8 protein-coding genes are annotated in these 12,743 nt (G+C 68.6%); 7 read left to right on the top strand and 1 reads right to left on the bottom strand.

Annotated elements, in window-relative coordinates:
• The coding region (gene map, locus D7X74_RS32105) for a type I methionyl aminopeptidase (protein WP_233602347.1) at nt 1-963 on the top strand (963 nt) is incomplete at its 5' end.
• 76 nt (nt 964-1,039) lie between these two features.
• Here map and pulA read toward each other — a convergent pair.
• Nucleotides 1,040-4,381, bottom strand: a complete 3,342-nt coding sequence (gene pulA / locus D7X74_RS32100; protein WP_233602346.1) for a pullulanase-type alpha-1,6-glucosidase — start codon at nt 4,379-4,381, stop codon at nt 1,040-1,042.
• Between the two features lie 493 nt (nt 4,382-4,874).
• On the opposite strand from pulA, the gene D7X74_RS32095 reads away from it, so the two are divergent.
• The 6 genes from D7X74_RS32095 to D7X74_RS32070 form a co-directional block, all read left to right on the top strand.
• A complete protein-coding gene (locus tag D7X74_RS32095) occupies nt 4,875-6,443 on the top strand; it encodes an alpha-amylase family glycosyl hydrolase (RefSeq protein WP_120536823.1) in 1,569 nt (522 codons plus the stop codon).
• Nucleotides 6,444-6,522: 79 nt separating this feature from the next.
• Complete coding sequence (locus D7X74_RS32090) at nt 6,523-7,617, top strand: ABC transporter ATP-binding protein (RefSeq protein WP_120536822.1); 1,095 nt, start codon at nt 6,523-6,525, stop codon at nt 7,615-7,617.
• A 19-nt stretch (nt 7,618-7,636) separates the two neighbouring features.
• Complete coding sequence (locus tag D7X74_RS32085; protein WP_120536821.1) at nt 7,637-8,863, top strand: extracellular solute-binding protein; 1,227 nt, start codon at nt 7,637-7,639, stop codon at nt 8,861-8,863.
• Nucleotides 8,864-8,880: 17 nt separating this feature from the next.
• Nucleotides 8,881-10,920 carry a carbohydrate ABC transporter permease gene (locus tag D7X74_RS32080; protein ID WP_120536820.1) on the top strand — a complete coding sequence of 680 codons (2,040 nt, stop codon included), beginning with the start codon at nt 8,881-8,883 and terminating at the stop codon, nt 10,918-10,920.
• A 2-nt stretch (nt 10,921-10,922) separates the two neighbouring features.
• Nucleotides 10,923-11,810 (top strand): sugar ABC transporter permease, encoded by an 888-nt coding sequence (locus D7X74_RS32075; protein ID WP_120536819.1) that lies wholly within the window; start codon nt 10,923-10,925, stop codon nt 11,808-11,810.
• A 51-nt stretch (nt 11,811-11,861) separates the two neighbouring features.
• On the top strand, nt 11,862-12,743 hold an 882-nt coding region (locus tag D7X74_RS32070), incomplete at its 3' end, for a glucodextranase DOMON-like domain-containing protein (protein ID WP_199741938.1).

Raw genomic sequence — 12,743 nt, 5'->3', positions numbered from 1 at the left:
GTCCTGCCCGGGCCCAATGACGCCTGCTGGTGCGGCAGCGGCTCCAAGTACAAGAAGTGCCACCGTGGCGCCGACACCGTGGAGGCCCGCAAGAAGGGCCCCGACACTGGCCGCAAGGGCGTGCGCCCCGGCATCGTCAGCCCCAAGCGCGTCGTGCCCATCACCATCGCCCGGCCCGAGTACGCGGACTCCGGCCGCCCGTCGCGCTCGCGCAACGAATCCGACGTGAAGTCCCCGGACGTCATCGCCCGCATGCGCCGCGCCTGTCAGGCCGCCGCGCAGGTGCTGGTGGAGACCGCCCAGCACGTGCGCGTGGGCATCACCACGGATGAGCTGGACGCCATCGCCCATGAGGCCTACCTCAAGCGCGGCGGCTACCCCAGCACCCTCAACTACCACCGCTTCCCCAAGTCACTCTGCACCTCCGTCAACGAGGTCATCTGCCACGGCATCCCCGACAGCCGCGCGCTGGAGGACGGCGACATCGTCAACCTGGACATCACCATCTATCTGGATGGCGTCCACGGCGACTGCTCCGCCACCTACCTCGTGGGCAACGTGGAGCCCCAGCACCAGAAGCTGGTGCAGGTGGCCAGGGAGTGCCTGGACATCGGCATCGCCGCGGTGAAGCCCGGACGGCCCATCAGCGACATCGGCCGCGCGGTGGAGGCCCACGCCGTGAAGAACGGCACCAGCGTCGTGCGTGCCTACTGCGGCCACGGCATCGGCGAGACCTTCCACACCGCGCTCCAGGTGCCCCACTACTACGAGCCGGAGGCCGACACCGTCATGCAGCCCGGGATGATCTTCACCGTCGAGCCGATGATCAACCAGGGCCACTGGGACCACCGCACCTGGAACGACGAGTGGACCGTCGTCACCGCGGACGGCCTGCGCAGCGCGCAGTTCGAACACACGCTGCTCGTCACCGACACGGGCGCGGAGATCCTCACGCTGCCGTAGTGTTACCTCTTGAAACACCACGGGCCCCGGACGCGCATTCGCATCCGGGGCCCGCTTCATTTCCAGCGACGGGAAGCTACGCCCGACGGCGGCGCAGCATCAGCATCAGGCCCACCGCGAGCAGCAGGCCCGTGGCACCCAGCGGACCGGGGACGGTGCTCTGGCAGCCGCAGCCGTCGGACTCGTCCGGGTCCGTGGGGTCGGTCGGGTCCGTCGCGTCGTCGGTGACGAACACCGCGGTGGTGCGCGCCGGCACCGTGAAGCCGCCCGTGGCCGCGTCGTACGCGGACGTGCGCACCACGGGGTCCGTGGACGCCTGCTGCAGCGGGTGCAGCTTGAGCTTCAGCGCCTTGTACGCGTCCGACTTGAACGTCTGCGCGTCGTCCGTGCCGTTGAACAGCACGATGGCGCGCTGGCCCTCCGCGTTCGTGCCGTGGTCCTGCATGGCCATCACGATGAGGCCGGGGATCTGGTCCGGGCCGGTGTTCTCGAAGTGCACAAGCTGCTTCACCTCGTCACCCGTGCGCAGGCGGAACAGCCGCGAACTCTTGCGGATGGCCAGCATCTCCTCGAAGTGGTCGCGCGCCCGCACGATGTCCGCCGACGCCGGCTTCAGCGCCGGGTCCGCGAGCATCGGCCCGAAGAGCGGCCAGTTGTTGGTGTTCTCCGGGGCCGGCGGCAGGCCCACGCCCCAGTTGTTCGACTGGTACGTCCAGTCCACCTTGTTGAACCAGTCCCCGGAGTTGTAGCTGTTGCGGTCCAGCGACTTGGAGCGCAGCAGCTCGTCACCGGCGTGGAAGAAGGGGATGCCCTGGCCCAGCGCCACGATGGAGATGCCCAGGTTGTGCATCCGCACGCGCTCGGCCATGGGCAGCTCGCGCGGCGCCTTCAGCTGCACGGCGTCGAACAGCGTCTCGTTGTCGTGCGCGGAGACGTAGGTGATGACCTCCTGCGGATCCAGGGTGTAGCCAACAGGCGCCCCGTTGTAGTCCACCTTGTCGCCCGTCACCTCCGCGCCCGTGCGGTCCTGGAGCACGTAGTCCTTCAGGTTGCCCGTCAGGCCCACGCGGATCCAATCGCCGTAGAGGAGCAGCTTCTCCTTCTGCGCCGCCTCCGTGCCCTGGTTCGTGCTGTTGGGGGCGGAGAGCAGGCCGCTGATGAAGCCCTGGTCCTGGAGGCCGCTGAAGGGGCCGCCGCCCCGGGCCGCGTCGCGCAGGCGGTCGTTGAACGTGCCGATGCCCGTGCCCGCCATGTTGACCTGCGTGGCGTTGACGCCGCGCGCGTTGGCCGCCACCTCACCGAAGTCCCAACCCTCGCCGTAGACGTAGATGGCCTTGCCGTCCACGCCGTCCTTCTCCACGGTGAGCGCGTCCAGCGTCGCGCGCAGCTTCACCATGTTGGACTTCAGGTGGTGGCCCATCAGGTCGAAGCGGAAGCCGTCCACCTTGTACGCCTTGGCCCACGTCACCACGGAGTCGATGAGCAGCTTCTCCATCATCGCGTTCTCGGACGCGGTGTTCTGGCAGCAGGTGCTGGTCTCCACGTTCCCGTCGTCGCTCAGGCGGTGGTAGTAGCCGGGGACGATGCGGTCGAGCACGCTCTGGGCGTTCTGCCCGGAGGAGTTGGTGTGGTTGTAGACCACGTCCATCACCACGCGCAGGCCCTTCTGGTTGAGCGCCTGCACCATCTCCCGGAACTCCACCGTGCGCACGGGGCCGTCCGCGTTCGTGGAGTAGCTGCCCTCCGGCACGGTGTAGTGGTACGGGTCGTAGCCCCAGTTGAAGCCGTCCAGGTCCGCCACGGCGCGCACGGCGGCCTGCTGCTCCTCGGAGTCCGGGCGCAGCGACACCAGGTCGCCCGCGGGGTGCTGCTGTTCGGCGCGGTTCTCGTTGATGGTCGCGATGTCGAACACCGGCAAGAGGTGCACGTGCGTGAGGCCCGCCTTCGCCAGCCGCGTCAGGTGCTTCATGCCGTCCGAGTCACGCGTGAACGCCTTGAACGTGCCGCGCTCGGCCTCCGGCACGGTCAGATCGTTGATGCTGAAGTCGCGCGCGTGCAGCTCATAGAGGACGATGTCCTCGGGGGCCTCCAGCGCGGGCTTCGCGAGCGTGCTCCAGCCCTGCGGCGCGAGCGTGGCGTCCGACAGGTCCACCAACTGGCTGCGCGTGCTGTTGGTGGACAGGGCCACCGAGTACGGGTCGGTGACCCGGTTCGTGACGACCTTGCCCTCCTTGCGCACGTAGACCTCCGCCTCGTACAGGTAGAAGCGGTTCTTCCACGTCGCGTCGCCCGTCGCGCTCCACACGCCCTTGTCCCCGGCCACCATGGGCACGCGGGTGAAGGTCGCCGTGGCGCTGGAGTCCGCGTACAGCAGCAGGTTCACCTGCTTCGCCGTGGGCGCCCAGACGCGCAGGGTGGGAACGCCGGCCGCGAACGTGGGGCCCAGCGCGCCGTCATACGTGTCCAGGTCGTCCAGCACGCCCGCGAACTGGATGCTGGTGGCGTCCAGCGGCTTGCCTTCCGTGTTGGTGGCGGACAGCGCCACCTGGCCCTTGAGCCACGTGGCCGCGTTCGCCACGTCCGCCGCAGCCAGCTTCAGCACGGGCCGGCCCACGAGATTCGGGAAGCGCGCGCGCTGCGCGGGCGTCAGCCCCGCCGCGTCCACCGTCAGCGTCACGGAGGTTCCGCCCTGCACGCCCGCGCCCGTGAGCGTCATCGCGCCCGTGGGGTCCGTGTGCAGCTTGAACACCGTGCCCGCGGGCACCGCGACCTCCGGACTCCACACCACCGTGTCGCGCGCCACCCAGTGCGCCCGCGCCAGCAGCAGGTCGCCCGCCGGAGCGCCCGCGGCCCGGATGGTCACCTTCTTGGACTCGCCGGAGTCGAACGTGATGATCATCTCCTGGTTGTCCTCCTCGACCTGGAACGTGGCGTTGCTGCCCGGATAGGCCGTGGTCCACTGCTCGTCGAGCGCGACCTTGCATTCGTAGATGCCCGCGGTCAGCGCCTTGGTGGTGAAGGTGTAGATGCCGTCACCGTCGGGGTCCTGCATCATCGTGCGCAGGCATTCCGGCTTCCAATCCTCGGGACAGCCCAGCTTGACCTGGAGCGTGCCCGCCACCGTCGCGATGGTGCTGGTGCGGTTGCTCGCCACGTAGTTCGTCTTCGCGTCGAAGTAGAACTTCACCGCGCCGGCCGTCGTCTGGTTCAGCACGATGTCCGCGCCGCCGGGGCCGCCGTGCGTCTGCGAAAGCGAGCCGTCCAGCGCGACCTTGAAGCGCCACGTGCCCACGGGCACGGTGAACGACCCCTGCCAGACGTCGTCCGTGGCGTCGTACGCCAGCGCCGTCTGCGCGCAGGTGGGGTCTTGGTCCGCGGCGCAGCCCGCTTCGCTCTGCAGGTCGCCAACGACGGTCACGGACGTCGGCGCCGCCAGGGCCGACAAGGGGGTGAGCGCGGTGACAAGCCCGCTCAACGCGAGCGCGCGCGCCGCGCGGGGGAATGCGAATGGAACTCTCAGGGGGGACCTCCAGGGGGGTGAAAATTTCCAGCGCACGGTAGCAGCCGGACCTGTCACACGCGGCCGGTAGGCTGGTTTCGCGACTTGCCTGGACGTCAGGATGATCCACGTTCAGGGTCGCGAATCCGCCCTGGAACGTCGGGTGCGAAGGACCCCAAAACGAGACGCAGTGCGGCAAGAATCACGCGCTCCGTCGGAGTGGCCCACGCCTCGCGTCACACGGGTGTGCAGCGGAAAACACCTGGAACATGCCGCATTGCGGCATCAGGCGATTGTTCCAAGGGGCCTTCACCGGTTGAGAAACTGTTGGCTACAGTGCCGCGCCTAGATGTCCCCGCGCCTCCCCCGCCCACAATCGAACGCTGTCTCCCACCACGGTCGGTGGACCCCGATGTTCCAGGGGCTGGTGGCCCTGTGTCTGGCGGGGTGCGCCACGGCCCCGGAGGCACCGACCCGACCCGCCACGGACGCCGCGCCGACGCAGCCCGCCGTGACGGCCCCGGCGCCCGCGGCGGCCGCACCCGTGACGGAGGTCGCGCCCCCGGCTCCGGCCGCACCGAAGGAGCCCGCGCGGCCCTGGGCGGACGAGGTGCTGTACTTCGTGGTGGTGGATCGCTTCGCGGATGGCGACCCCACGAACAACGAGAAGGGCGACACCAAGGCGGCCGGCACCTTCCACGGCGGGGACCTGAAGGGCCTCACCGGAAAGCTGGAGGAGCTGTCGTCGCTGGGCGTGACGGCGCTGTGGGTGACGCCGTTGCTCAAGCAGATCCCCGGCTTCGTCACCGGCTCTGGCTTCCCGGACTGGGGCTACCACGGCTACTGGGCGGACGACTTCCACGCGTTGGATGAGCGCTTCGGCACGGAGGCGGACTTCAAGGCGCTGGTGGACGCGGCGCACGCGCGCGGCATCCGCGTGCTGCTGGACGTCGTCTACAACCACCCGGGCTACAACTCGCGCTACCTCAAGGAGAAGCCGGACTGGCTTCGCTCCGAGGACAAGAACACCTGCGGCCAGGACGACCTGACGTCGTGCGTGGCGGGCCTGCCGGACTTCAAGACCGAAGTGCCGGAGGTGGCGAAGTACCTGCTGGACGCGCAGATGGACTGGGCGAAGCGCTCCGGCGTGGACGGCTTCCGGCTGGACACCGTGAAGCACGTGTCCCACGACTTCTGGAAGGAACACCGCCGCCGCACGCGCGCGGAAGTGAGCCCCGACTTCTTCCTGCTGGGCGAGCTGTGGGGCGGCGACGTGGAGTCGCTGGCGCCGTACTTCACCCCGGATGAGATGGACGCCGGGTTCGACTTCGCGTTCCAGGGCAACACGCTGGGCTTCCTGCAGGGCCGTGGCCGCACGGTGGCGTTCGACCGCTACCTCCAGTCGCGCGGGAAGGTGACGCCCGGACACCACCTGGCGCACTTCCTGTCGTCGCACGACGTGGACGGGGCGCTGCACCAGTTGAAGGGCGACGTGTCGCTCTTCCGGCTGGCCGCCGCGCTGCAGCTCACCACCACCGGCATCCCCGTCATCTACTACGGCGAGGAAGTGGGCCGCGCGGGCGGTGACTGGCCGCAGAACCGCAGTGACATGCCGTGGGGCAAGCAGGCGGTGAAGCCGGGCGCGGGAAAGAAACGCGACGAGGCTTTGCGCGAGTATTACAAGCGCCTGATTTCCATCCGCCGAGCGCACCCGGCCCTGTCGCGGGGCGCGCACGAGCCGCTTTCCACGGAGGGCGATGTGTATGTCTTTCAGCGGAAGGACGCGGCGTCGGGTGACACGGTGGTGGTGGCGGTCAACCGCGGCAAGACGCGGGGCACGGCTTCGGTGAAGTGGCCGGAGGGCTGGACGGGCGTCGCGGAGGTGGAGGACCTGCTGAACGGAGGGCGGACGAAGGCGGGCGCCACGCTGGAGCTGGCGTTGGAGCCGCTGTCCGCGCGCATCCTCGGGCGCGTGCCGTGAGGCACCCGAGGCACGCGCAGAACCTGACCCGGACGTGCTGTTGTCGTCGGCGCGAGCGGGGCTCTTGTTGGAGGGCCTGATGGCCGGCGTGTCGTTCAAGGACGTGGCGAAGCGGTACGGAGACGTGTCGGTCATCGAGGGGCTCAACCTCGATATCCGCGACCATGAGTTCATGGTCCTCGTGGGGCCGTCGGGTTGCGGCAAGTCCACGGCGCTCCGGATGATCGCCGGCCTGGAGGAGATTTCGGGGGGCACCATCTCCATCGGTCCGCGCGCGGTGAACGCGCTGCCGCCGAAGGACCGGGACGTCTCCATGGTGTTCCAGAACTACGCGCTCTATCCGCACATGACGGTGCGGCAGAACCTGGAGTTCGGCCTCAAGATCCGCAAGACGCCCAAGCCGGAGATGGACAAGCTGGTGGACGAGGCGGCGGAAATCCTCGGCATCACGCACCTCTTGGACCGCAAGCCCAAGGCGCTGTCCGGCGGTCAGCGCCAGCGCGTGGCCCTGGGGCGCGCCATCGTGCGCAAGCCGGCGGTGTTCCTCTTCGACGAGCCCCTGTCCAACCTGGACGCGAAGCTGCGCGTGCAGATGCGCTCGGAGATCAAGAAGCTCCAGCACCGGCTCCAGGTGACCTCCGTCTACGTCACGCACGATCAGATCGAAGCGATGACCATGGGCCACCGCATCGCGGTGATGAAGGACGGCAAGCTCCAGCAGCTGGGCACCCCGCTGGAGGTCTACGAGAAGCCGGTCAACGTCTTCGTGGCGCAGTTCATCGGCACGCCGCCCATCAACATGCTCTCCGCCACGCTGGACGCGGAGGGCACGGCGCTGGTGGGCGACGGCTTCCGGCTTCCCGTGGCGCAGGGCCTGCGCGCGGCGACGGCGGGCAAGGGCGGGCGCAAGGTGAAGGTGGGCCTGCGTCCGGACAACATCCTGCCCGCGGGCGCGGCCGCTCGCGGTGAGACGGCGCCGGTGGAAGCGCGCGTGGAGCTGGTGGAGCCGCTGGGCAACGAACTCATCGTGCACGCCCGGCTGGGTGACAACCCGCTGGTCTTCCGCCTGCCGCCCCAGTCCACCCCCGAGCCGGGCGCCACCGTGCCCGTGGCCGTGGAGCTGGAGTCCCTGCACCTCTTCGACGCTGAATCCGAACTGCGTCTGTCCGTTTGATATCCCGGAGGATTTTCCCATGACGAACCTGCGAACGCTGCTCGCGGCCCTCTGTCTGTGCGCAGTCGGCCTGTTGCCCGTCCCGTCCTTCGCCGCCACGGAGCTGGTGCTCTGGCACGCCTACCGCGCGGAGGAGAAGGCCGCCCTGGAGAAGGTGGTCGCCGAGTACAACAAGGCCAACGAGGCCAAGGGCGTCAAGGTCACCACGCTGGCGGTGCCCTACGACGCCTACGCGGATAAAATCTCCGCGACGGTGCCGCGCGGCAAGGGCCCGGACCTCTTCATCTTCGCGCAGGACCGCCTGGGCGGCTGGATTGAAGCGGGCAACACGGTGGAGCCCATCGACTTCTTCCTGGATGACGCGACGAAGAAGCGCTTCATCCCGACGACGATGGACGCGATGGTCTACCGCGGGACGACCTACGGCCTGCCGCTGAACTACAAGGTCATCACGCTCATCTACAACAAGAAGCTGGTCCCCACGCCGCCCAAGACGTCCGGTGAGATGGTGGCGATGGCGAAGAAGCTCTCCGACGCGAAGGCGGGCCGCTTCGGGCTCGCGTACGCGTACGGCGACTTCTACTACCACGCGGCGGTGATGAACGGCTTCGGCGGCGGCGTGTTCGACGCGAAGACGACCCCCACGATGAACTCGCCCGCCAACGTGAAGTCGGTGGAGCAGGTGCTCAAGTGGAAGAAGGACGGCATCCTGCCGGCGGAGCCCTCCAGCGCGCTCATCACCTCGCTCTTCAACGAGGGCAAGGCCGCGATGGTGTTCTCCGGTCCCTGGTTCGTGGGCGAGGTGGCGAAGGGCGTGGACTACGGCTTCGCGCGGCTTCCCACCCTGGATGAGAACAAGGGCACGCCGATGAAGCCCTGGATGACGGTGGAGGGCGTGTACGTGGCCGCCCCGTCGAAGAACAAGGAAGCGGCGTACGACTTCGCCAAGTTCCTCACCGACGTGGGCGCGGGCAAGACGCTGGCCCTGGAAGGCCGTCAGAGCCCGGCGAACAACGCGGTGTACGCGGACCCGAAGGTGACGGCGGATCCGCTGCTCAAGGCGATGAAGGACCAGGTTGACGTGGCCATCCCCATGCCCAACGTGCCGGAGATGTCGATGGTCTGGACCCCCGCGACCAGCGCGATGAACTCCGTGCTCAAGAACACGGCCACGCCGAAGGCGGCGCTGGACGTGGCCCAGAAGAGCGTGGCGAAGGACGTCGCCGGCCTGCGCACCAAGAAGTAAGTGAGTGAGGACCTGAAGTGAGCCAGAACGCCCCCCAGCAGTCCCCTTCCGCGGCCGGTACGGTCCGCGCTTCTCCGAACCACGACGCGACCGCCCCGTCCGACCCGGGGCCTTCGGGTCGTTCCGGTGGAGGCAACTGGGGGCGTGTCCTGGTGGGACTCGCGCTCGCGCTGGGTCTCTCCCTGCTCCTGGCGCACGGACTGCTCGTCCGTGCCCAGGCGGATCGCGGTGCGGAGCGCGCGCAGCGCAAGTCCGTGGTGGCCCTGCTGGGCCTGACGGACCTGGTGCAGCGCGCGGGGGGCACGGGTGACGCGGTGGGTGCCGTCGTCGCCGGCTGGCCCCGGCCGCAGGGCGGTGCCGCGCGCGTCATCGCCTTCAGTGGCATCAAGCTGGAGGCGTCCACCTTCCCGGAGGACACCGGCGACAAGGCGGCCCCGCGCCGGCTGTCGCGTGAAGAGAAGCCGCTGTACGACCGTGGCCAGCGCCTGCGCGCCGCGGTGGAGACGAACAGCGAGGAAGGCGGCGCGCGCAAGTCGGAGGTGGAGTCGGAGACGCTGCCCTCCGGTGGCCGGCTGCTCTCCGCGCCGGTGCAGGTGGACGGGCAGGTGGTGGGGTCGGTGGAGTGGTTCACGCCGGTGCTCACCGAAGCGGACCCCATCTCCTGGGGCCCGGCGCTCTTGGCCTTCCTGCTGCCGCTCGCGGCGTGCGCGGGCGCGGTGTTCGCGCTGTCGCGCCAGGGCGCGCGCGTGGCGGTGGCGGCGGTGCTGTTCGCGGCCGGCCTGGGTGGCTACACCGTCTATTCGCTGCGCACGCTGGACGCGGAGCTGCGGGAGACGGAAGAGGCCGTGAGCGCGGAACTGCGCACGCGCGGCGAGACGGCCCAGAAGCTGATGGCCGCGCACGGCCTCGACGCGGAGCCCGCGCTGAAGCCCGGCGCGTGGGACGCGGACGCGATGCGCCGCCCGCTGGGACAGCTGACGGACGCGGGCGTTCCGGACGCGGGCAAGCTGGCGGAGCGTGGCGCTCGGGTGCGCGGCGACGCGGGCAAGGCGCTGGGCGCGCTGGGCGTGCTGGGGCTGGCGGTGCTGCTCTTCATCGGCATGGGCGCGCTGCACCGCACGGTGGCGACGGCGGTGGAGTTCCGGCAGGCGTACGCCTACGTGGCGCCGGCGATGGTGGGGATGGTGCTGCTCGTCTTCTTCCCCTTCGCCTACGGCATCACGCTGTCGTTCACCGACGCCAACCTCTACAACAGCAGCCAGCCGTTGTCGGAGCTGTGGATTGGCCTGAAGAACTACACGGACATCCTGGGCGACTTCAGCTTCGCGAAGACGGCGGCGGACGGCTCGCTCGTCTTCAACTACCTGAACTTCTATTACACGCTGCTGTTCACCATCCTCTGGACGGTGACGAACGTGACCATCGGCGTGACGGTGGGCCTGCTGCTCGCGCTGGCGCTCAACGTGCCCAACCTGCGCCTGCGGCCCGTCTACCGGGTGCTGCTCATCCTGCCGTGGGCCATGCCCAACTACATCACCGCGCTCATCTGGAAGGGCATGTTCCACCAGCAGTTCGGCGTGGTGAACCACGTCATCCGGATGTTCGGTGGAGAAGGCCTGGCGTGGTTCGACTCGCCCCTCACGGCCTTCTTCACGGCGCTGGCCACCAACGGCTGGCTGTCCTTCCCGTTCATGATGGTGGTGTCGCTGGGCGCGCTCCAGTCCATCCCCGGGGAGCTGTATGAGGCGGCGCGCGTGGACGGGGCCAATCGCTGGCAGCAGTTCACGGCCATCACGCTGCCGGCGCTGAAGCCCGCGCTGGTGCCGGCCATCATCCTGTCGGTGGTGTGGACCTTCAACATGTTCAACATCATCTTCCTGGTGACGGGCGGGGACCCGGGCGGCTCCACCGAAATCCTCGTCACCCAGGCGTACAAGTTCGCCTTCGAGCGCTACCGCCACGGCTACGCGGCGGCGTACTCCACCGTCATCTTCGGCATCCTGCTCATCTACAGCATGGTGCAGAACCGCATGAGCCGCGCCACGGAGGCCGCGTAAACATGGCGCTCTTCTCTGAACGTCGCGAAGGCATCTCCCACGTTCCGCTGCACGTGGTGCTGGTGGCCTTCACCCTCTTCACCATCTACCCCATCCTCTGGGTGGTGAGCCTGGCCTTCTCCGGCAAGCAGAGCCTTGCCATCGCCACGCTGCCGGAGAACCCCACCTTCTGGGACCGGCTGCGCGCGGTGACGCCGTGGCCGGAGCAGTTCTCCGTCTCCAACTTCGCGTCGGTGATGACGGATCAGCCGTTCGCCAGGTGGATGCTCAACAGCGCCATCATCTCCATTGGCACCACGGTGGTGGGCGTGTTCCTGGCGTGCACGGCGGCGTATGCCTTCAGCCGCTTCAAGTTCCCCGGCCAGCGCACGGGCATGATGGCGTTCCTCGTGTCCCAGATGTTCCCGGGCACGCTGATGCTGATTCCGCTCTACATCATCCTGGTGCAGTGGCTGGGCCTGGGCAGCAGCCGGCTGGGCCTCATCATCGTGTACGCCACGACGTCCATCCCCTTCAGCGTGTGGATGCTCAAGGGCTACTTCGACACCATCCCCAGGGACCTGGAGGAGGCGGCGCTGATTGAAGGGGCGTCCGTGGGGCGCATCTTCTGGAGCGTCATCCTGCCTCTGGCCAAGCCCGCGGTGGCGGTGACGGCGCTCTTCAGCTTCATGACCGCGTGGAACGAGTTCATCCTCGCCGCGACGTTCATGGACCAGGAGACGATGTACACGGCGCCCGTGGGCCTGCGCTTCTTCGTGGGCGGCTTCAGCCAGCAGTGGGGCTACTTCGCGGCCGGCTCCATCATCGTGTCGGTGCCCGTCGTGTTCCTGTTCCTCTTCCTCCAGAAGTATCTCGTCTCCGGGCTCACCGCCGGTGGCGTGAAGGGTTAGTCGCGGTCATCCGCAGTTTCCCGTCTGTCGTTGCAAGGAGCCAACACCCCCATGATCATCAACCCCCGCATTGCATTCCTCACGCTCGCCGCCTCGCTGGTGGCGTCCCCGGCGCTGGCCGACAAGGTGTCCTTCAAGGACCCGACCGGCGACGACAAGGGCCCGGGCAAGTACACCTATCCGACGGACCCCGTGTACGTGCCGGGCTCGTTCGACCTGACCAAGGTCACCGTGGACAAGGGCAGCAACAAGACGGAGTTCGCCATCGAGCTGAAGGCGAAGGTGGCCAACCCCTGGAACATGAAGGACGGCTTCTCCGTGCAGGAGGTGTTCGTCTTCATCGACACCGACCACAAGACGAACAGCGGCTTCACGGACAGCCCCCCGGGCCTCAACGTGGCCTTCGCCCCGGCGGACGCCTGGGAGAAGGTCGTCGTCATCTCGCCGCAGGGCTCCTCGCGCGTGCGCGCGGAGGCCAGCCAGAAGGCGGGCGGGATGAAGGGCGCCGTGGTGGTGCCCGCGCAGGTGCGCGCCTCCGGCAACAAGATCACCGCCACGGTGATGAACTCGGACCTGGGCGACAGCGACCCGACGACGTGGGGCTTCCAGGTCGTCATGCAGTCCAACGAGGGCTTCCCGGCCGGCAACGACCTGCTCACGCGCCGCGTGAACGAGTACGAGGGCCAGCACCGCTTCGGCGGCGGCACCGACTTCGACTGCGACCCGCACGTCATCGACACGCTGGCCGGTGAAGGCAAGGGCGACGGCTCCGAGGCGAAGGCGCAGTACGACATGCTCGCCTACGAGTGCGGCTCGGATGGTTCGTCCACCAAGAAGGCCACGCTGAAGATGGTGTCTGGCCCGAAGCGTCCCGCCGTCCAGGCCGGCCCGGCCGCCCCGACGCCCGCGGCTCCGGCCCCGGTCCCCGCGTCC

Source organism: Corallococcus sp. CA047B (genome assembly GCF_003612065.1).
Taxonomy (GTDB): Bacteria; Myxococcota; Myxococcia; order Myxococcales; family Myxococcaceae; genus Corallococcus; species Corallococcus praedator.
Note: the sequence above shows the minus strand (reverse complement) of the source record. Positions and strands in the feature narration are given on the sequence as shown.